General features: G+C 70.0%; 17 protein-coding genes and 1 riboswitch. Of the genes, 14 read left to right on the top strand and 3 right to left on the bottom strand.

Annotated elements, in window-relative coordinates; translation table 11 throughout:
- Positions 1-36: 36 nt before the first annotated feature.
- The 9 genes from ACFY9I_RS00275 to ACFY9I_RS00235 all read left to right on the top strand — a co-directional run bounded on the left by ACFY9I_RS00275 (position 37) and on the right by ACFY9I_RS00235 (position 10,275).
- Positions 37-1,089: a polyprenyl synthetase family protein gene (locus ACFY9I_RS00275; RefSeq protein ID WP_390995657.1), complete on the top strand. Its 1,053-nt coding sequence runs from the start codon at positions 37-39 to the stop codon at positions 1,087-1,089.
- Between the two features lie 138 nt (positions 1,090-1,227).
- On the top strand, positions 1,228-3,222 hold the full coding sequence (gene shc / locus ACFY9I_RS00270; protein WP_390994495.1) for a squalene--hopene cyclase: 1,995 nt from the start codon (positions 1,228-1,230) through the stop codon (positions 3,220-3,222).
- 5 nt (positions 3,223-3,227) lie between these two features.
- Positions 3,228-3,866: a 1-hydroxy-2-methyl-2-butenyl 4-diphosphate reductase gene (locus ACFY9I_RS00265; RefSeq protein WP_390994492.1), complete on the top strand. Its 639-nt coding sequence runs from the start codon at positions 3,228-3,230 to the stop codon at positions 3,864-3,866.
- 5 nt (positions 3,867-3,871) lie between these two features.
- Positions 3,872-4,903, top strand: coding sequence for an adenosyl-hopene transferase HpnH (gene hpnH / locus ACFY9I_RS00260; RefSeq protein WP_390994489.1), 1,032 nt, complete (start codon positions 3,872-3,874; stop codon positions 4,901-4,903).
- A 4-nt stretch (positions 4,904-4,907) separates the two neighbouring features.
- On the top strand, positions 4,908-6,065 hold the full coding sequence (gene ispG, locus ACFY9I_RS00255; RefSeq protein ID WP_390994486.1) for a flavodoxin-dependent (E)-4-hydroxy-3-methylbut-2-enyl-diphosphate synthase: 1,158 nt from the start codon (positions 4,908-4,910) through the stop codon (positions 6,063-6,065).
- A 39-nt stretch (positions 6,066-6,104) separates the two neighbouring features.
- Positions 6,105-8,006, top strand: coding sequence for a 1-deoxy-D-xylulose-5-phosphate synthase (gene dxs / locus ACFY9I_RS00250; protein ID WP_390994483.1), 1,902 nt, complete (start codon positions 6,105-6,107; stop codon positions 8,004-8,006).
- The gene (locus ACFY9I_RS00245; RefSeq protein ID WP_390994481.1) at positions 8,007-9,416 is read left to right on the top strand and encodes an aminotransferase class III-fold pyridoxal phosphate-dependent enzyme; all 1,410 of its coding nucleotides are present in this window, start codon (positions 8,007-8,009) and stop codon (positions 9,414-9,416) included.
- 107 nt (positions 9,417-9,523) lie between these two features.
- Complete coding sequence (locus tag ACFY9I_RS00240; RefSeq protein WP_390994479.1) at positions 9,524-10,156, top strand: helix-turn-helix domain-containing protein; 633 nt, start codon at positions 9,524-9,526, stop codon at positions 10,154-10,156.
- Complete coding sequence (locus tag ACFY9I_RS00235; protein ID WP_326574524.1) at positions 10,153-10,275, top strand: DUF6126 family protein; 123 nt, start codon at positions 10,153-10,155, stop codon at positions 10,273-10,275. The genes ACFY9I_RS00240 and ACFY9I_RS00235 overlap by 4 nt, the downstream gene beginning before the upstream one ends.
- A 31-nt stretch (positions 10,276-10,306) precedes the next feature.
- On the opposite strand, the gene ACFY9I_RS00230 is transcribed toward ACFY9I_RS00235, so the two are convergent.
- Positions 10,307-11,104 (bottom strand): tyrosine-protein phosphatase, encoded by a 798-nt coding sequence (locus ACFY9I_RS00230; protein ID WP_390994475.1) that lies wholly within the window; start codon positions 11,102-11,104, stop codon positions 10,307-10,309.
- Between the two features lie 222 nt (positions 11,105-11,326).
- Here ACFY9I_RS00230 and ACFY9I_RS00225 point away from each other — a divergent pair, with 222 nt between their 5' ends.
- The 4 genes from ACFY9I_RS00225 (at position 11,327) to ACFY9I_RS00210 (ending at position 16,718) form a co-directional block, all read left to right on the top strand.
- Positions 11,327-13,402, top strand: a complete 2,076-nt coding sequence (locus tag ACFY9I_RS00225; RefSeq protein WP_390995655.1) for an alpha-galactosidase — start codon at positions 11,327-11,329, stop codon at positions 13,400-13,402.
- 302 nt (positions 13,403-13,704) lie between these two features.
- A riboswitch (cyclic di-AMP (ydaO/yuaA leader) is annotated at positions 13,705-13,863 on the top strand.
- A gap of 4 nt (positions 13,864-13,867) precedes the next feature.
- Positions 13,868-14,881, top strand: coding sequence for a peptidoglycan DD-metalloendopeptidase family protein (locus ACFY9I_RS00220; RefSeq protein ID WP_390994472.1), 1,014 nt, complete (start codon positions 13,868-13,870; stop codon positions 14,879-14,881).
- A 215-nt stretch (positions 14,882-15,096) separates the two neighbouring features.
- Entirely contained in the window at positions 15,097-15,813 is a 717-nt protein-coding gene (locus ACFY9I_RS00215) for a DUF6250 domain-containing protein (RefSeq protein WP_390994469.1), read from the top strand.
- A 119-nt stretch (positions 15,814-15,932) separates the two neighbouring features.
- Entirely contained in the window at positions 15,933-16,718 is a 786-nt protein-coding gene (locus ACFY9I_RS00210) for a GDSL-type esterase/lipase family protein (protein WP_390994467.1), read from the top strand.
- Between the two features lie 458 nt (positions 16,719-17,176).
- On the opposite strand, the gene ACFY9I_RS00205 is transcribed toward ACFY9I_RS00210, so the two are convergent.
- Both ACFY9I_RS00205 and ACFY9I_RS00200 read right to left on the bottom strand, forming a co-directional pair.
- Positions 17,177-17,797: a TetR family transcriptional regulator C-terminal domain-containing protein gene (locus ACFY9I_RS00205; RefSeq protein ID WP_390994465.1), complete on the bottom strand. Its 621-nt coding sequence runs from the start codon at positions 17,795-17,797 to the stop codon at positions 17,177-17,179.
- An 81-nt stretch (positions 17,798-17,878) separates the two neighbouring features.
- Complete coding sequence (locus tag ACFY9I_RS00200; protein WP_390994462.1) at positions 17,879-19,060, bottom strand: Glu/Leu/Phe/Val dehydrogenase dimerization domain-containing protein; 1,182 nt, start codon at positions 19,058-19,060, stop codon at positions 17,879-17,881.
- Between the two features lie 170 nt (positions 19,061-19,230).
- Here ACFY9I_RS00200 and ACFY9I_RS00195 point away from each other — a divergent pair, with 170 nt between their 5' ends.
- Complete coding sequence (locus ACFY9I_RS00195) at positions 19,231-20,472, top strand: MBL fold metallo-hydrolase (RefSeq protein WP_390994460.1); 1,242 nt, start codon at positions 19,231-19,233, stop codon at positions 20,470-20,472.
- Positions 20,473-20,568: the final 96 nt, after the last annotated feature.

Here is a 20,568-nt window from a genome sequence, read left to right as displayed (position 1 = left end):
ACATCTGGAGAGACTGTGCCCACTGTGCCCCCGGCCGTGACGGCCGCTGCGAGGACCGCGGTGGACGTGACCGCGCTTCTGGAGCGCGGGCGGACCCTGGCCACGCCCGTGCTGCGGGCGGCCGTCGAGCGGCTGGCGCCCCCCATGGACACCGTCGCCGCCTACCACTTCGGCTGGATCGACGCCCACGGCAACCCGGCGGACGGCGACGGCGGCAAGGCCGTACGCCCCGCGCTCGCCGTCATGTCCGCCGAAGTCACCGGCGCCGCACCCGAGGTCGGCATCCCCGGCGCGGTCGCGGTGGAACTGGTGCACAACTTCTCGCTGCTGCACGACGACCTGATGGACGGCGACGAACAGCGTCGCCACCGCGACACCGTCTGGAAGGCCCACGGCCCCGCCCAGGCCATCCTCGTTGGCGACGCCCTGATGGTCCTCGCCAACGAGATCCTCCTGGAACTGGGCACCGCCGAGGCGGCCCGCGCCACCCGACGTGTCACCACGGCGACCCGCGCCCTCATCGACGGACAGGCCCAGGACATCTCCTACGAGCACCGTGAGCGGGTCACCGTCGAGGAGTGCCTGGAGATGGAGGGCAACAAGACCGGCGCCCTGCTCGCCTGCGCCTGCTCCATCGGTGCCGTCCTCGGCGGTGCGGACGACCACACCGCCGACACGCTGGAGAAGTACGGCTACCACCTCGGCCTCGCCTTCCAGGCCGTCGACGACCTGCTGGGCATCTGGGGCGACCCGGTCTCCACGGGCAAGCAGACCTGGAGCGACCTGCGTCAGCGTAAGAAGTCCCTGCCGGTCGTCGCCGCGCTCGCCGCCGGCGGCCCGGCCTCCGAGCGGCTCGGTGAACTCCTCGCCGCCGACGCCAAGGCCAGTGACTTCGAGAACTTCTCCGAGGAGGAGTTCGCCGCCCGCGCCGCTCTCATCGAGGAGGCGGGCGGCCGGGACTGGACCGCCGAGGAGGCGCGCCGCCAGCACGGCAAGGCCATCGAGGCACTCGACTCCATCCGGATGCCCGAGCGCGTGCGGGACCAGTTCGCGGCGCTCGCCGACTTCGTCGTCGTACGAAAGAGATGAGCGCCATCCCGCAGGAGCCGACCACCATCGGTCCCATAGCCCTCGCGTAGTCGCCGGCCGGTGCCTCGTCACCGGAGACGCACCGGCCGACGGCTGACCCACCGCAGAGAGATCCGTCCACTGCACGAAGGGGAAGCCATGACAGCGACGACCGACGGAAGCACCGGGGCGCTCCCGCCCCGCGCTGCCGCGGCCAGCGACACCGCCCACGACACCCCGTCGGCGGCAGGGGTCCAGGACGCCGCCGCGCACGCCATACGGCGCGCCACCGACTTCCTGCTCTCCCGACAGGACGCCGAGGGCTGGTGGAAGGGCGACCTGGAGACCAACGTCACCATGGACGCGGAGGACCTGCTGCTCCGTCAGTTCCTCGGCATCCGCGAGGAGGAGACCACACGGGCCGCCGCCCTCTTCATCAGAGGTGAGCAACGCCCCGACGGCACCTGGGCCACCTTCTACGGCGGCCCGCCCGACCTCTCCGCCACCATCGAGGCGTACGTCGCGCTGAGGCTGGCCGGGGACGACCCCGCCGACCCGCACATGGCGAGGGCGTCCACGTGGATCCGCGGGCGGGGCGGGATCGCCGCCGCCCGGGTCTTCACCCGTATCTGGCTGGCGCTGTTCGGCTGGTGGAAGTGGGACGACCTGCCGGAGATGCCGCCGGAACTCATCTACTTCCCGAAGTGGATGCCGCTGAACATCTATGACTTCGGGTGCTGGGCCCGGCAGACGATCGTGCCGCTCACGATCGTCTCCGCGAAGCGTCCGGTGCGTCCCGCGCCGTTCCCGCTCGACGAGCTGCACACCGACCCAGACCGGCCGAACCCGCCCAAGTTCCTTAATCCGCTGGGCAGTTGGGAAGGAGCCTTCCAGCGACTGGACAAGGCCCTGCACGGGTTTCACAAGGTCGCGCCGAAGCGGCTGCGCAAGGCGGCGATGAACAGCGCGGCCCGCTGGATCATCGAGCGGCAGGAGAACGACGGCTGCTGGGGCGGCATCCAGCCCCCGGCCGTGTACTCGATCATCGCGCTGCACCTGCTCGGCTACGACCTCCGGCATCCCGTGATGCGGGCCGGGTTGAAGTCCCTCGACCGGTTCGCGGTGTGGCGCGAGGACGGGGCCCGGATGATCGAGGCCTGCCAGTCCCCGGTGTGGGACACCTGCCTCGCCACGATCGCGCTCGCCGACGCGGGTCTGCCCGCCGACCACCCCCAACTGGTCAAGGCCGCCGACTGGATGCTCGGAGAGGAGATCGTCCGGCCCGGCGACTGGGCCGTCAAACGGCCACAACTGCCGCCCGGGGGATGGGCGTTCGAGTTCCACAACGACAACTACCCCGACATCGACGACACCGCCGAGGTCGTCCTCGCGCTGCGCCGGGTCAAGCACCACGACCCGGAGCGGGTGGAGAACGCCATCCGGCGCGGGGTGCGCTGGAGCCTCGGGATGCAGTCGAGGAACGGGGCGTGGGGTGCCTTCGACGTCGACAACACCAGCCCGTTCCCCAACCGGTTGCCGTTCTGCGACTTCGGTGAGGTCATCGACCCGCCGTCCGCCGATGTCACCGCGCACGTGGTGGAGATGCTCGCGGTCGTGGGCCTGTCCCGCGATCCACGCACCCGGCGGGGCATCGAGTGGCTGCTCGCCGAACAGGAGCCGAACGGCTCGTGGTTCGGCCGCTGGGGCGTCAACTACGTCTACGGCACCGGGTCGGTGGTGCCCGCCCTGACGGCCGCCGGGCTGCCCGCCGCCCACCCCGCGATCCGCCGGGCCGTGGCCTGGCTGGAGACCGTGCAGAACGACGACGGCGGCTGGGGCGAGGACCTGCGTTCCTACCCCGACCCCGCCGAGTGGGGCGGCAAGGGCGCCTCGACCGCCTCCCAGACCGCGTGGGCCCTGCTCGCGCTGCTGGCGGCGGGGGAGCGGGACGCCAAGTCCACCGAACGCGGCATCGAGTGGCTGGCCCGGACCCAGCGGGAGGACGGCGGTTGGGACGAGCCGTACTTCACCGGCACCGGCTTCCCCTGGGACTTCTCGATCAACTACCACCTCTACCGGCAGGTGTTCCCGCTCACCGCGCTCGGCCGGTACGTCAACGGCGAGCCGGCCGTCCTGAAAGCGGTAGGGAGCTGAGGAGCATGGCCACCGCCCCGGCACCGCTGCTGATCGCCTGCGCGCTCGGCATCGAGCAACTCGCCCTGCGCAGCGGCGACCGGGGCGGCGCCGGGGGCCCGGTCACCGTACTGCGCACCGGAATGGGACCGAGGGCCGCCGAGCGGTCCGTCACCCGATTGCTGGCCGACCCGGGGCTGCGCGACGCGGCCGTGCTGGCCACCGGCTTCTGCGCCGGGCTCGCCCCCGGCATGCACCCCGGTGACCTGGTGGTCGCCGAGGAGACCCGGGGGCCCGACGGCGCCGTCACCCCCTGTGTGGGCACCGAACTCCTGGTCAAGGAGCTGGGGAAGGCCGTGCCCGGGCGCACGGTCCACACCGGCCCGCTCACCGGATCGGATCACGTCGTGCGTGGTCAGGAACGGTCGGACCTGTTCGCGACCGGCGCTATCGCGGTCGACATGGAGTCCGCGGTCACGCTCCACTGCGCCGTGAGACCGGACGTGCGCCCGGTTGCGGCCGTCCGGGTGGTCGTGGACGCTCCTGAACATGAACTGGTCCGGATCGGCACGGTACGCGGTGGAATATCGGCTTTCCGCGTCCTTCGTGCCGTCCTTCCCGCTTACTACGAATGGCACCGTTCCTTGCTGCTCCCCCGGAGGTGAGCCAGATGGCCATGCCGCTCCGCCAGTCCATCAAGGTGGCGACGTATCTCGCCGAACAGAGGCTCCGCAAGCGGGACAAGTTCCCGCTGATCGTCGAGCTGGAACCGCTCTACGCCTGCAATCTCAAGTGCGAGGGCTGCGGCAAGATCCAGCACCCTGCAGGTGTGCTCAAGCAGCGCATGCCGGTGGCGCAGGCCGTGGGCGCCGTCCTGGAGTCCGGTGCGCCGATGGTCTCGATCGCCGGCGGCGAGCCCTTGATGCACCCTCAGATCCACGAGATCGTGCGGCAGTTGGTGGCCCGGCGGAAGTACGTCTTCCTGTGCACCAACGCCATGCTGCTGCGCAAGAAGATGGACAGGTTCAAGCCCTCGCCGTACTTCGCGTTCGCGGTGCACATCGACGGGCTGCGGGAGCGGCACGACGAGTCGGTGGCCAAGGAAGGGGTGTTCGACGAGGCCGTGGCGGCCATCAAGGAGGCCAAGCGGCGCGGCTTCCGGGTGACCACCAACTCGACCTTCTTCAACACCGACACCCCGCAGACCGTCATCGAGGTCCTCGACTACCTCAACGACGACCTCCAGGTCGACGAGATGATGATCTCGCCCGCGTACGCCTACGAGAAGGCTCCCGACCAGGAACACTTCCTCGGCGTCGAGCAGACCCGTGAGCTGTTCAGGAAGGCATTCTCCGGCGGCAACCGGCGCCGCTGGCGTCTCAACCACTCGCCCCTGTTCCTCGACTTCCTGGAGGGCAGGGTCGACTTCCCCTGCACGGCGTGGGCGATCCCCAACTACTCGCTCTTCGGCTGGCAGCGGCCCTGCTACCTGATGAGCGACGGGTACGTCACGACGTACCGGGAGCTGATCGAGGACACCGACTGGGACGCGTACGGCCGGGGCAAGGACCCGCGCTGCGCCAACTGCATGGCCCACTGCGGCTACGAGCCCACCGCGGTCCTCGCCACCATGGGATCGCTGAAGGAGTCGCTGCGCGCCCTGCGGGAGACGGTCTCCGGCAACCACGGGAACCAGGGGTGATGTCATGACCGCCGTGTCCCTCGGTGTCCCCGCGATTCCCGCGCGGCCGGTCGCCGGGCGCCGCCCCTCGCGGCGGATCGAGGTCGGTCCGGTGGCCGTGGGCGGCGGGGCCCCGGTGTCGGTGCAGTCCATGACGACGACCCGCACGTCCGACATCGGCGCCACCCTGCAGCAGATCGCGGAACTCACCGCGTCCGGCTGCCAGATCGTCCGCGTCGCCTGCCCCACACAGGACGACGCGGACGCCCTCGCCACCATCGCCCGCAAGTCGCAGATCCCGGTGATCGCGGACATCCACTTCCAGCCGAAGTACGTGTTCGCGGCGATCGAGGCGGGCTGTGCGGCGGTGCGGGTGAACCCCGGCAACATCAAGCAGTTCGACGACAAGGTCAAGGAGATCGCGCGGGCCGCGAAGGACCACGGGACGCCGATCCGGATCGGGGTCAACGCCGGCTCGCTAGACAAGCGCCTGCTCCAGAAGTACGGCAGGGCGACGCCGGAGGCGCTGGTGGAGTCCGCGCTGTGGGAGGCGTCGCTGTTCGAGGAGCACGACTTCCGGGACATCAAGATCTCGGTCAAGCACAACGACCCGGTCGTGATGATCGAGGCGTACCGGCAGTTGGCGGCCCGGTGCGACTACCCGCTGCACCTCGGGGTGACCGAGGCCGGTCCGGCGTTCCAGGGCACGATCAAGTCCGCGGTGGCCTTCGGGGCACTGCTCGGAGAGGGGATCGGCGACACGATCCGGGTCTCGCTGAGCGCGCCGCCCGTGGAGGAGATCAAGGTCGGCATCCAGATCCTGGAGTCGCTGAACCTGCGGCAGCGACGGCTGGAGATCGTGTCCTGCCCCTCGTGCGGGCGGGCGCAGGTCGATGTGTACCGGCTGGCGGACGAGGTGACCGCCGGTCTGGAGGGGATGGAGGTGCCGTTGCGCGTCGCGGTCATGGGCTGCGTCGTCAACGGGCCCGGGGAGGCACGGGAGGCGGACCTGGGGGTCGCCTCCGGCAACGGCAAGGGACAGATCTTCGTCAAGGGCGAGGTCATCAGGACCGTGCCCGAGTCGAAGATCGTGGAGACCCTCATCGACGAGGCGATGAAGATCGCCGAGCAGATGGAGAAGGACGGCGTCGCGTCGGGGGAGCCGGCGGTCACCGTGAGCTGACGACACGGCTGGGAAAGCACCGACGAGAGGGGGCCCGACGTGACCATTCTGGAGAACATCCGGCAACCACGCGACCTGAAGGCGCTGACCGAGGCGGAACTCGGTGAACTGGCGGAAGAGATCCGGGAGTTCCTCGTGCACGCGGTCGCCAGGACCGGTGGTCACCTGGGGCCCAATCTGGGGGTGGTGGAACTCTCCATAGCGCTCCACCGGGTCTTCGAGTCACCCGTCGACCGCATCGTCTGGGACACCGGTCACCAGAGCTATGTGCACAAGCTCCTGACCGGGCGCCAGGACTTCTCCAAGCTGCGTGGCAAGGGCGGCCTGTCCGGCTATCCCTCGCGCGAGGAGTCCGAGCACGACATCGTCGAGAACAGCCACGCCTCCACTGCCCTCGGCTGGGCCGACGGACTCGCCAAGGCGCTCCAGGTCCAGGGGCAGAAGGGACACGTCGTCGCGGTGATCGGCGACGGCGCGCTGACCGGCGGCATGGCCTGGGAGGCGCTGAACAACATCGCGGCCGCCAAGGACCGACCGCTGATCATCGTCGTCAACGACAACGAGCGCTCGTACTCCCCGACCATCGGCGGCCTCGCCAACCACCTCGCGACCCTGCGCACCACCGACGGCTACGAACAGTTCCTCGCCTGGGGCAAGGACGTCCTGCTGCGCACCCCGGTCGTCGGCAGGGAGGTCTACGAGGCGCTGCACGGGGCGAAGAAGGGCTTCAAGGACGCGTTCGCGCCCCAGGGCATGTTCGAGGACCTGGGCCTGAAGTACCTCGGCCCGATCGACGGGCACGACACCAAGGCGGTCGAGTCGGCGCTGCGCCGCGCCAAGCGCTTCCACGGGCCCGTCCTCGTCCACTGCCTGACGCAGAAGGGCCGCGGCTACGAGCCCGCGCTCGCCGACGAGGAGGACCACTTCCACACGGTCGGCGTGATGGACCCGCTGACCTGCGAACCCCTCGCGCCCGCCGGGGCCCCCTCCTGGACCTCGGTCTTCGGTGACGAGATCGTACGGATCGGGGACGAGCGCGAGGACGTCGTGGCGATCACGGCGGCCATGCTGCACCCGGTGGGGCTCGGCAGATTCGCGGAGAAGTACCCCGACCGGGTCTGGGACGTCGGCATCGCCGAGCAGCACGCGGCCGTGTCGGCGGCCGGACTGGCGACGGGCGGACTGCATCCGGTGGTGGCCGTGTACGCGACCTTCCTCAACCGGGCCTTCGACCAGCTTCTGATGGACGTGGCGCTGCACCGGTGCGGGGTCACCTTCGTCCTTGACCGGGCCGGGGTCACCGGAGTCGACGGCGCGTCGCACAACGGCATGTGGGACCTGTCCGTCCTCCAGGTCGTGCCCGGCCTGCGTATCGCCGCTCCCCGCGACGCCGAACAACTGCGCGCTCAGCTACGGGAGGCCGTCGCCGTGGACGACGCGCCCACGCTGATCCGGTTCCCGAAGGAGTCGGTGGGGCCCAAGATCCCGTCCCTGGAACGGGTGGGAGGCATGGACGTCCTGCACCGCCCTCCGTCCTCGGACGGTCCGCGGGTGCTCATCGTGGCCGTCGGCGTCATGGCGTCGGTCTGCCTGCGGGCCGCCGAGCTGCTGCAGGCGCGGGGCATCGGCTGCACCGTCGTCGACCCGCGCTGGGTCAAGCCGGTCGACCCGGCGCTGCCGTGGCTCGCCGACGGACACCGGCTGGTGGCCGTGGTCGAGGACAACAGCCGGGAGGCCGGGGTCGGTTCGGCGGTCGCCCTCGCGCTGGGGGACGCCGAGGTCGACGTACCCGTGCGGCGGTTCGGGATCCCCGAGCAGTTCCTCCCGCACGCCAAGCGTGGGGAGGTGCTGGCCGACATAGGTCTGACGCCGGTCGACATCGCCGGGCGGATCAGCGCCTCTCTGGCCGCCAAGAACGCACTGCCCAAGGAGAAGCCGTAGATGTCCACAGCGGAACCAGCCGCCGGCACCGAGCGGTTCGACCTCGGCAGACTCCTGGCCGAACGCGGCGCCGAGCGCTACGAACTGCACGCCCGGCACCTCAACCACCAGCTCCCGCGCATGCTGCACACCATCGGCTTCGACAAGGTGTACGAGCGGGCCGAGGGTGCGTACTTCTGGGACGCGGAGGGCGACGACTACCTGGACATGCTCGCCGGGTTCGGGGTGATGGGGCTCGGCCGTCACCACCCCGTGGTCCGCAAGGCGCTGCACGACGTGCTCGACGCGCAGCTCGCCGACCTGACCCGCTTCGACTGCCAGCCCCTGCCCGGTCTGCTCGCCGAGAAACTGCTCACCCACAGCCCGCACCTGGACCGGGTGTTCTTCGGCAACAGCGGCACCGAGGCCGTCGAGACCGCGCTGAAGTTCGCCCGGTACGCCACCGGCAGACCACGCGTCCTGTACTGCGCGCATGCCTTCCACGGCCTCACCACCGGCTCGCTCTCCGTGAACGGCGAGGACGCCTTCCGGGACGGCTTCGCGCCCCTGCTGCCCGACACGGCCGTACCCCTCGGTGATCTCGACGCCCTGGCGAGGGAGGTGAAGAAGGGCGACGTCGCCGCGCTCGTCGTCGAGCCCATCCAGGGCAAGGGCGTGTACGAGGCTCCGCCGGGATATCTGCGCGCCGCCCAGGAGTTGCTGCGGCGGCACAAGGCGCTGCTGATCGTCGACGAGGTGCAGACCGGGCTCGGGCGGACCGGGGACTTCTACGCCTACCAGTACGAGGACGGTGTCGAGCCGGACCTGGTGTGCGTGGCCAAGGCGCTCTCCGGCGGCTATGTCCCGGTCGGGGCGACGCTAGGCAAGGAGTGGATCTTCAAGAAGGTCTACTCGTCGATGGACCGCGTCCTCGTCCACTCGGCGAGCTTCGGCTCCAACGCCCAGGCCATGGCCGCCGGCCTCGCCGTTCTGTCGGTGATGGAGAACGAGGAGATCGTCGCGGGCGCCCGGGCCACCGGGGAACTGCTGAAGACCCGGCTCTCCGCCCTGGTCGACAAGTACGAGCTGCTGAGCGACGTACGGGGCCGGGGGCTGATGATCGGCATCGAGTTCGGCAGACCGAAGTCGCTGAGGCTGCGCAGCCGTTGGACGATGCTCCAGGCGGCCCGCAAGGGTCTGTTCGCACAGATGGTCGTCGTACCACTGCTGCGACGTCACCGCATCCTCACGCAGGTCTCCGGCGACCACCTGGAGGTGATCAAGCTGATCCCGCCGCTGATCATCGGGGAACGGGAGGTGGACCGGTTCGTCGGGGCCTTCACCGAGGTGATGGACGACGCGCACGGCGGGAGCGGGCTGATGTGGGACTTCGGCAAGACGCTGGTGAAGCAGGCCGTGGCCGACAGATAGCGCGGCGCGACACGAGAGCCGTGGGGGCGGCGTGGCGCTCAATGCGGGCACTTTGCCTCTGAGGCAAGAAATTTGCCGCAGAGGCAAAGCTACGGCTGAATGAAGGCATGAGCCCTTCCGAGGGTACGAACCCTCACGATCCCCCGGTGGACGGGGAACTGCCCACCGTCGCTCCGCGGTTGCGGGCCCTGCGCCGCCGGGCCTCCCTCACGCTGGAGGCCGCGGCCCGCGCCGCCGGGCTGTCACCCGCACACCTCTCCCGGCTGGAGACCGGGATGCGCCAGCCTTCGCTGCCGATGCTGCTTGCGCTGGCCCGTGTCTACGGTACGACCGTCTCGGAACTGCTCGGTGAGACCGTGTCCGAACGGGACGCCGTCATCCGCGCGCCCGACAGGGAACCGAGTGCGGCGGGCGGCTGGACGTACTGGCAGGCGGGCGCGCCCGGACGCGGGATGCAGGCCTTGCGTGTCCATGTGCCGTACGGCTCGCAGGGCGACATCGTGCGGGTGCACCCCGGTGAGGAGTGGCTCTACGTCCTGAAGGGGCGGCTGCGGCTGCGCCTCGGGGACACCGCGCATCTCCTGGCGTCCGGCGACAGCGCGCACTTCGACTCGCTGACCCCGCACCGCATCGCCGCCGCCGACCAGGACGGCGTCGATCTGCTGTTCGTCCACACCCTGCTGCAGAGCCCGACCGCCGCGCTCTGCCTCGGGCCGACCGCTCCCGGAGAGATCCTGTGACCGACCTGGAAGAGAAGTTCCCCCGCGCCCTGTGGGTGCGGCTCATCATCTACATCGCGGTCGGCCACGTGTTCGCCGCCTTTGTCTATCTGCTGTTCGAGGTGGGCGCCAAGCAGTAGCCGAGGGGGAGGGGGCTGGAGGACAGGAGGTCTAGTCGAGCAGGTGCTCGCGCAGCAGCTCCCTGGTCTGTGGGGTCACCTTCAGACCCTGCTCCAGATAGGTGTCCACATCGCCCCAGGTCTCGTCGATGGTGTCGAAGGCCGCCTGGAGGTACTCGGCGCGGGCGTCGAAGAGGGGGCTCAGCAGCTCCATGACCTCCGGGGAGTAGGCGCTGGCGGAGGTGCTGCTGCGGTGCACCTTGTAGCGTCGGTGCTTGGCGTTCGACTCCAGGTAGTCGGCGAGGACGGCCTCGCGCTCCACGCCCAGGGCGAGGAGGGTGACGGCGATGGAGAGTCCCGCGCGGTCCTTGCCCGCGGCGCAGTGCATCAGCGCGGGCACGCTGTCCTCGGCCAGTGAGCGCAGCACGCGGGAGTGCTCGGCCGTGCGGTGCCTGATGATCGTCCGGTAGGAGGCGATCATGCGGTCGGCCGCCTTGCCGTCGTCCAGGATCGCGCGCAACTGGTCGAGGTCGCCGTCGCGGACCAGCTTCCAGAACTCGGCGCCGTCCGCCGGGTCGCTCAGCGGCAGGTTCACATTGCGCACACCCGGTAGCTCGACGTCCGGACCCTCCAGTTTCTGGTCGGCCGCGTTACGGAAGTCGAAGACCGTGTGCAGGCCGAGCGAGGTCAGGAACGCGGTGTCCTCGTCGGTGGCGTGGGCGAGATGACCGCTGCGGAACAGCACTCCGTGACGCACCCGGCGGCCGTCCACGGTCGGCAGACCACCCACGTCGCGGAAGTTGCGCACTCCGGTCAGCTCGGGCTCGGTCGACGGGATCTGCTGCGTCACTGGGGCTCCTCCCATCCGGCCGTCGGCGCCGTCCGCCCACGGGCGCGCACTCGACACCGAGGCGCGCACACGACGATACGACATCGGTGCGTACGCCAATGAGTTGTCCACAGGCGGCGGGGAGGGCTTGCCGACAGTTGTCCACAGGCCCGGACGGGCGCCCGCCACCACCTGCGATGATGTTGGCGCCCGATCGCACCTGTTCGAACCTGTGGGGTCTTGATGTTGGAAATCGGCGCAGACGGCCGGACCTGGCTTCTCACGGGGCCCAGGAGCAGTTATGCCCTGCGGCTCACCGAGAACGACGAGCTGCTGCACCTGCACTGGGGTCCCCGGATCACGCTCGCCGACGCCGAGGAGCTGGCCGCCCGGCAGCAGTTGCCGTACTGGCCCTTCGAGGCCCCGCTGGACGGACACGAGGAGTACCCCGTCGAGGGCGGCCCTCGTTTCACCCGCCCCGCCCTCTCCGTGCGCACCGACGAGCGGCGAGGCACGGAGTGGACCTTCCAGGCGTACGAGGCCGAGGGCGACGAGCTGCGGCTGCGGTTCACCGACGGCGGCCTGGGGATCACCCTGCACTACCGGATGCGCGACGACGTGGTAGAGCGCTGGGTCGGCCTCGTCAACGAAGGACCGGCGGTGGAGCTGCTGCGGGCCGACTCGGCGACGTGGACGCTGCCGCGGCGCGAGGACGAGGCCTGGCGGCTGTCCCAGCTGCACGGGCGGTGGGCCGCCGAGTCCCGCCTGGTGCGTGGGGAGCTCACCTATGGCGAGAAGGTCATCGGCAGCCGGCGCGGCCACACCGGGCACCAGCACCTGCCCTGGGTCGCCCTCGACACCGACGCCACCGAGGAGCGCGGTGAGGTCTACGGCTGCGCCCTGGGCTGGTCCGGGTCGTGGCGGATCGCGGTCGCCCAACTCCCGGACGCGCGCGTGCAGATCACCGGTGGCGCCGGTTACGACGAGTCCGGGCTGCTGAGGCTGGGGACCGGTGGGACGTTCACCACGCCCGTCTTCGCCGGTCTGTGGAGCGACGGCGGCTTCGGCGGGGCGAGCCGAGCCTGGCACGCCTATCAGCGGGCGTACGTCATCCCGGACGCCGACCAGGACCGGCCGGTGCTCTTCAACTCCTGGGAGGCCACCGAGTTCGACATCTCGGAGGAGCAGCAGGGGGCGCTCGCGCGGCGAGCGGCGGCCATCGGGGTCGAGCTGTTCGTGGTGGACGACGGTTGGTTCGGGACGCGGACCAGCGACCGGGCCGGGCTCGGCGACTGGACCCCCAACCCGGACCGCTTCCCGAAAGGCCTGAAGCCACTCGCCGACTATGTGCACGCGCTCGACATGCGGTTCGGCATCTGGGTGGAGCCCGAGATGGTCAACCCGGACAGCGAGCTGTATCGGGCGCATCCCGAATGGGCGCAGTTCCAGTCAGGACGAAAGAGGACAGAACTACGCAATCAGCTCGTTCTCAATCTCGCACGCGAGGACGTCCAGGAGTACCTCTGGGAGCGGCTGGACGCCCTCCTGTCCAGCGCGCCGATCGACTATGTGAAGTGGGACTTCAACCGCTGCTTCACCGACGCCGGCTGGCCCGGGGAGCCGTATCCGCAGAAGCTGTGGGTCGAGCACGTGCACGCCTTCTACACCCTGCTGGACCGGCTGCGGGCCGCGCATCCCGGCGTCGCCTTCGAGTCGTGCTCGGGCGGTGGCGGCCGCATCGATCTCGGGGTCATGGCGCGGACGGACCAGGTGTGGACCTCCGACAACACCGACCCGCTCGACCGGCTCGCCATCCAGCACGGCTTCAGCCAGATCCACCCGGCCCGGGTCATGGCCGCATGGGTCACCGACAGCCCGAACAACCAGCTCAACGGCCGGGCCAGCTCGCTGCGGTTCCGTTTCGTCAGCGCCATGGCGGGTGTGCTGGGGGTCGGCGGCGACCTCACCGAGTGGACCGAGGAGGAGCTGGCCGAGGCGCGGGACTGGGTGGAGCTGTACAAGGAGATCCGGCCGGTCGTCCAGCGTGGCGACCTCTACCGGCTGCGTGCGCCGACGGGTGGGCTGAGCGCTGTGCAGTACGTCCACGGTGACGAGGTAGTCGTCCTGGCCTGGCTGCAGGCCCAGCACTACGGCGAGCCGCCGGCCCCGCTCCGGCTGCGTGGCCTCGACCCGACAAAACACTATGAATGCCGAGAAACGGGCGAAGTGTACCGAGGTGGCGTGCTGTTGCATCACGGGCTGCGGACGGGGTTGCGTGGCGACTTCGATGCGACGGTTATCCGCCTGTGTCGCAGATGAGTGAACTGTCCGAAATTGAGCGGTAATTCCAACAAGCCCTGAAATAAAGCCTACTGGCGCGTAGGTGCGTGAGCAGCGTCATATTCGTGACCCTCTGTCGCCGCCATGTCCACGTAATTCGTAGGTGGTTCCAGGGCGGTTGGAAAACGCCGAAGACCGGTCTTTTACGGAGCGTCATCATGAATTGAGGTAAGGATCAGAGGAAAAGACGCACAGGAAGTCCCAATGGTTGTCTCTGTAGGCACAAGTCGCTTACGTTCTGCGTCAATCCGGACGGACGCCCAATCCTGCCGCCGACCGGAGCCGCGTACCGACCCGATCCACGGCAGGAGCGGGGGACCCACAGGTAGTACCGCCTGTTCCGGTTCCCGGAACGGCTAGGGGTATAGCCGTGCGCAAGCACGGCCGGGCATCTCCAGCCCGCACCCGACAGCTCACCTCGCAGGCGCCGGAGAGGAATTCGTCATGCCCGCGAAGGGTAAGCACCGCCGTCCGAAGTCCCAGCGTTTCACCCGCTCGATCGCCGCGGCCGGCACCGGTGGCGCGGCACTCGCACTGCCGTTGATCGGGGCCGCCGGCGCCCATGCCGCGACCCCGACGGCCGCGGTCTCCGACGTCTCCGAGAAGACGGCCGCGGTGGCGCCCGAGAAGGCCGTGGCCCAGGCGGGCGCGCGGATCGAGCAGGCCGAGAAGGCCGCACAAGCGCAGAGGACCGCCACCAAGAAGGCGACGACCAGGACCTACTCGGTGAAGGTCGGCGACTACCTCTCGAAGATCGCGGACGAGCAGGACGTCGAAGGGGGCTGGAAGCGGCTCTACTCGGACAACCGTGAGGCCATCGGCTCCGACCCGTCGCTGATCCACCCGGGCCTGAAGCTCACGATCGGTGGCCAGGCCCCGTCGAGCGGCACGTCGAAGGCGCCGACGACCGGGTCGTCGCAGTCCTCGAAGTCCTCCCAGTCGTCCCAGTCCTCCCAGTCGTCGAAGTCCTCCGGCTCCTCGACGCAGAAGGCGAAGGACACCCAGGCGTCGACCTCCACGTCGAACAACCAGTCCTCCTCGTCCAACGGCTCCGGCTTCAGCTCGCCCATCCAGGGCGCCACTGTGGGCACCGCGTACAAGATCGCAGGCAGCATGTGGTCCAGCGGTTACCACACGGGTGTCGACTTCGTGGCTCCGACCGGTACGAGCCTCAGGGCCGTGGGCGCGGGCACCGTCGTCTCGGCCGGCTGGGGCGGCGCGTACGGCAACCAGGTCGTCGTCAAGCTCGCCGACGGCTACTACGCCCAGTACGCCCACCTCTCGTCGATCTCCGTCTCCGCGGGGCAGTCGGTGAGCGGCGGCCAGCAGATCGGCCTCTCCGGGGCGACCGGCAACGTCACCGGCCCGCACCTCCACTTCGAGATCCGCACCACGCCGAACTACGGCTCGGACATCGACCCGCTGGCCTACCTGCGGTCGAAGGGCGTCGGCGTCTGACGCGTCCGTCCGCACCACCGTTCGCCCCGAAGGCCGGGCCCCGTGATCCCCGGGGTCCGGCCTTCGGCGCGGGTGCCTCGGGGTGCGGGTCGTGAGGGCTGTGTCGCGGTTCTGTGGCTTGGCCGACCGGGGGCTCGACAGTGGGGTGTCAGTAGGGACACAGTGATCGCCGAAAGCGCTTTCTTCGATCTTTTGATCCCTGGAGAAGGAGTCTCATGACCACACGCAGAGCCTTCGGAGCCGTAGCCGCCGGTGCCGTCGTCGCGGCGCTCGCTCCCCCCGGGGCCGCGCGTGCGGCTTCGCGCCGGGGGAGGCGGCGGCTGTTCGCGGCGGACGACTTCCGGTGCGGACTGAGGCAGTGGGCCGTGGAGTTGGAGCGGGGTGGCTCGGTCACCGCTGCGGGCGGGGTGCTGGACGTCGATGTGCCGGCCGGGGCCACGGTGTGGTTCCGGCGAAGCCTGGAAGGGCCGTACGTCGTCGAGTACACGGCCACGCCGGTCTCCGAGGGCGGCGTCAACGACCGCGTCTCCGATCTCAACAACTTCTGGAACGCCGTCGACGTGCGCTCACCCGAAGATCTTTTCGCCACTCCGCGCGGTGGCGCACTCGCCGAGTACGACTATCTGAAGACGTACTACTCGGGCTACGGGGCCAACTACAACACCACGACACGGCTGCGTCGTTACGTCGGCGAGGCAGGGGTGCGGCCGCTGATCCACGACTACACCGAGCCGCTGCTCGTCGCCAACGAGCCGAACCAAGTCCGGATCGTGTCGGACGGTTCCACCGTGCGCTGGTGGAACAACGGGCGGCTCGTTTTCGACTACGTGGACCAGCAGCCGTACACACGGGGGCACTTCGCGTTCCGGACCACGTGGAGTCACTTCCGGATACAGGACTTCCGGGTCTGGACCTGGGGTATTCCAAGTTGACCAACACTTGACACGTGGTTTATCTCACCGTCCGTCAACCCCTTATTACGGTCGCGTAGGTCACATCCCACGGTGAATCATGGGGCGATGTGGCAGACGATTCGAATGACAGCAGATCAATGATCGGGTCGTACGTGGCGGTGGGGGACAGCTTCACCGAGGGCGTCGGCGACCCCGGGCCCGATGGGCGGTTCGTCGGCTGGGCCGACCGGTTCGCGGTGCTCCTCGCGGACCGGGTGCCCGAGGGCGGCTTCGACTACAGCAACCTCGCCGTGCGCGGAAAGCTCCTCGACCAGATCGTCGAGGACCAGGTGCCGCGTGCCCTGGAGCTCGCACCGGACCTCATCTCCTTCTGCGCGGGCGGCAATGACATTATCCGGCCCGGCACCGATCCGGACGAGGTCGCCGAGCGGTTCGAACGTGCGGTGTCGAAGCTGACCTCGGCCATCGGCACCGTCATGGTGACCACCGGGTTCGACACCCGTGATGTGCCGGTGCTCAGGCATCTGCGGGGCAAGATCGCCACGTACAACGGGCATGTGCGGGCCATCGCCGACCGGTACGGCTGCCCCGTGCTGGACCTGTGGTCCCTCAAGACCATTCAGGACCGGCGGGCCTGGGACCACGACCGGCTGCACCTCTCGCCCGAGGGGCACACGCGGGTCGCCCTGCGCGCCGGTCAGGTGCTCGGCGTCGAGATCCCGGCCGATCCCGACCAGCCGTGGCCTCCGCTGCCGCCGCGCGGCACGTTCGAGATGCGCCGCGACAACATCCAGTGGGCGCGGGAGTTCCTGGTGCCGTGGATCGGGCGCCGGCTGCGGGGCGAGTCCTCCGGGGACCATGTGTCGGCGAAGGGGCATCTGTCGCCGGGCGACATCAAGATGCGGATCGAGTCGGTCGCCTGAGCGGAGCCTGGTTGCCGCGGCAGGAAACGTTTGCCCGTCAAGGAGCGGTGTCCGGTGCGTGCTCTCGGCGTGCCGGTGCAAGCCCTCGTACTGGATGTGCTCGGGCTTGTGCCGGCGGTGGGAGCCGCTCCCGCTCGAGCGCAGCCGACACCGGGGGAGCATGCCGGGGGTCGCGCCGGAGCGCCCTGATAGCGGAGCCGTTCGGGCGTTTCGGCAACGTGGCGAGCGTGCGTGCCAGGCGTCGTGGGGCAGGCGGGACTTTTCGAAACACGTCCTGGGCCGCGGGGCGGCCGGGTTGCTCGTGGGCGGCCGCGGGTTCGTCACGGACTTGCCGCAGGTTGGTCGTGGGGGTGACGTCATGGCACGGGGTTCTGGGGGGCGTCAGCCCGTTGGCTGGTGTCCGACCGCCCTGAGGCCGGCGGGCCCAGCGCAAGGACGAGCACGTGGGATTGCCGCCGTCAGCGGGTCGCGGCTATCAGGGCCGCGCGGTCCAGGCCCAGTTCTCGGGCCAGGGCCTCCTCGGCCCATTCCTGGGCGCGGGTGCGGGGGACAGCTCCGTCGTAGGTCGTCAGTTGTACGGCCAGGCCGTCCAGGAGGGCGGTGAGGCGGAGGGCCGTCGCCGTGGGGTCCGGGCAGTGGAACTCGTCGGCCGCCACGCCGGCTTCGATGACCTCGGCGAGCGCGGCCTTCCACTGTCGGTCCAGGTCACGGGTGACCTCGCGCAGGGCGGGTTCGCGCAGGGACGCCGCCCAGCCCTCGATCCAGAGCCGCCAGCCCTTGGCCTGTCCGGTCGGGGCGTACCAGCGGACGGCCGTACGGAGTCGGCGCAGGGCGGTCGTGCGGCGGCTCAGTAGTTTGCGGAGACGGGCGAGGTCGTCCTCGGCGGCGTGGCGGAAGGCCTCGGCGACCAGTCGTTCCTTGGTCGAGAAGTGGTAGAGGACCAGCGCGTTGCTCACGCCGAGGACGGCGGCGACGTCGGCGATCCGTACCGCCGCGACGCCCCGCTCCTCGATCTGTTCGATGGTGGCCCGGAGCAGCTCCGCGCGCCGCTCGGCCACGGTCAACCGGACCCTGCCCACGCGGCCACCCTACCTACGTCCGTCGACGGCGCCGGGGTCCTCGCGCCATGCCGGAAGGGCCGGGAACGTGTCCGGACACCCTTAGCGGTGCCGACCGAAGCGTTGCTCGATCAGGGCGAGGCGGTCGGCGGCGACGGTGTGGGCGGCCGCCCGGGGGGTCGTGCCGTCGGTCTCGGCGCGGGCAAGGGTCAGCTCCACCAGGGTGCGCATGGAGCGGCGGACGTGGGTGAGGGCCTCCTCGGCGGCGGGACCGATGTCGCCGAAGAGGGTCCACCACCACCAGGCGTTCGTGCCGGAGTTGACCATGACGTCCGGAAGGACGGTGACTCCGCGTGCGGCGAGCAGTTCCTCGGCCTCCGGCAGGACGGGCATGTTGGCCGCCTCCGCGATCAGCCGGGCGGTGATGTGGCGCTGGTTGGCGGTGTCGATCGCGTAGGAGACCGCCGCGGGGACCAGTACGTCGACGTCGGCGGCGAGCCACGCGTCGCCGGGCGTCTCGTGGTCGTCGGGGCGCAGGACGGAGCGGTCGACCGTGCCGTGTGCGTCGCGGGCGGCGAGCAGCGCCTCGATGTCCAGGCCCGCGGGGTTGGTCACGGTGCCCTTGATGTCGGCGACGGCGACGATCGTGAGCCCGGCGCGCGAGAGGAAGCGGGCGGTGGCTCCGCCCATGGTGCCCAAGCCCTGCACGGCGACCCGTGTCCCGGCGTACGGCGTTCCCGCCCGGTCCAGGGCCGTGAGCACGGACTCGGCGACACCGCAGCCGCCGACCAGTTCGTCCAGGCCGATGCCGTCCACCTCGATCCGGAAGGCGTCCGCGAGCCTCTCGCGGGCCGTCTTCTCGTCGTCGAGGAGGGGGTACACGGCCTGGATCGTCGACACCAGGCCCGCCTCACGGGCCGCGCGGTCCACCAGGTCCTGGGTGAGCCCGAGGTCCTCGCCGGTCGCCCAGAAATGCTCGACGTAGGGGCGCACCGCGCGCAGGTAGCGGACCAGGACGCCGTACGCCTCCGGGTCCCGGGGGTCGCAGTCGATGCCCCCCTTGGCGCCGCCCAGCGGGACGTAGCGGCTCTCGGGGTCGTAGTGCAGCGCTTCTTTCATGGTCATGCCACGGGCGAGGCCGGTGACCTCGTCGAGCGTGCAGCCCGGCCGCATCCGTAGCCCGCCGCTGCAGACCCCGCGCACCAGCCGGTCCACGACGAGATGGCCCCGCTGCCCCGTGAGGGGATCGGTCCAGGTGAGCGACACGAAGGGGGCGGTGGTCATGAGAGGGCTCCTCGGGGTGGCCTGGTGAGGCGGAGAGGGCGAGGGCTGCGGGAACACAGAGGTCTACTGAATCGTTGGTCAGTATGGCATCGCTCGGCGACGGGTCGGACCCGGCGGTGTCGGAAGGGCGGACCATAATGGGATGCCTGAGCGAATCACCAGGAGGTGCCGTGTCCGGTCACGGATCCCGTTCTCTGAGCTCGGGGCTGCGCGCAGCGCGCCCCGCCGCCTTCGGCGCGGACCCGAGCGGTGCCCGGCTCGAGCGGATCCGTAGATCCCCGCACTTCGCGAACGGGGTCTTCGTGAACCCGGTCGGCGCCCGGATCCGTCCCTCCGGCAGCGCCGCGGCGGGGATGGCGAAGAGTCTCTTCCGCAAGGACGAGCGCGTAAGACGCGCCCCGGCCGGGTTGGTCCCCGTGCACTCCACGACCCTCGCAGACCTGGCCAAGCCGCCGGCGAGCGGTCTGCGGATCAGCTGGATGGGGCACTCCAGCGTGCTCGCCGAGATCGACGGACATCGGGTGCTCTTCGACCCGGTCTGGGGCGAGCGCTGCTCCCCGTTCGCCTTCGCCGGGCCCAAGCGGCTGCACCCCGTGCCGGTTCCGCTGGCCGCGCTGGGCCCGGTCGACGTCGTCGTCATCTCGCACGACCACTACGACCACCTGGACATGCCCACGATCAAGCAGTTGGCCGGCACGGACACGCTCTTCGCCGTTCCCCTCGGCGTCGGTGCCCATCTGGAGCACTGGGGCGTCTCCGAGGACCGGATCCGCGAGCTGGACTGGCACGAGGCGACGAAGGTCGGCGGCCTCACCCTCACCGCCACGCCCGCCCGGCACTTCTGCGGCCGTGGCCTGCGCAACACCCAGCACACGCTGTGGGCGTCCTGGGTCGTCGCCGGTGACGACCACCGGATTTACCACAGCGGCGACACCGGGTACTTCGAGGGCTTCAAGGACATCGGCGCCGAGCACGGCCCCTTCGACATCACGATGATCCAGGTCGGCGCCTACTCCGAGTTCTGGCCCAAGAATCACACGGACTATACGCCGCTGCCTGGAGCCTGGCCGGACATTCACATGTCGCCGGCCCAGGGGGTGCAGGCCCATCTTGACCTGCAGCGAGGCGGTCCGGGTGGGGTGCTGTTGCCGATCCACTGGGGGACCTTCAACCTGGCGTTGCACGCGTGGGCGGAGCCGGGGGAGTGGACGAAGTACGAGGCCGAGGAGGCTGGTCAGGCGGTGGCGTTCCCGCGGCCGGGTGAGCCGTTCGAGCCGGCGGGGAGGCTGCCGGTGGAGGCGTGGTGGCGGGCGGTGTCCGGTCCGATCGACCGTCCGTGGCGCCGTCCCCGACGTGCTGAGGGTGCGGCCGAGACGAGCAGGGGTGATCTCGACCTCGCGGGTGATCGATGACAGCGAGCGAGGTGCGGTTTCGTGATCTCTCCAGCAGATCCGTTGGTGGATCGTCGTCGGTAGTGGCTGCGTCGGGTTGTTGCCCGGTGGCGTCTG

Source organism: Streptomyces sp. NPDC012510 (assembly GCF_042955065.1).
Classification (GTDB): domain Bacteria; phylum Actinomycetota; class Actinomycetes; order Streptomycetales; family Streptomycetaceae; genus Streptomyces.
Note: the sequence above shows the minus strand (reverse complement) of the source record. Positions and strands in the feature narration are given on the sequence as shown.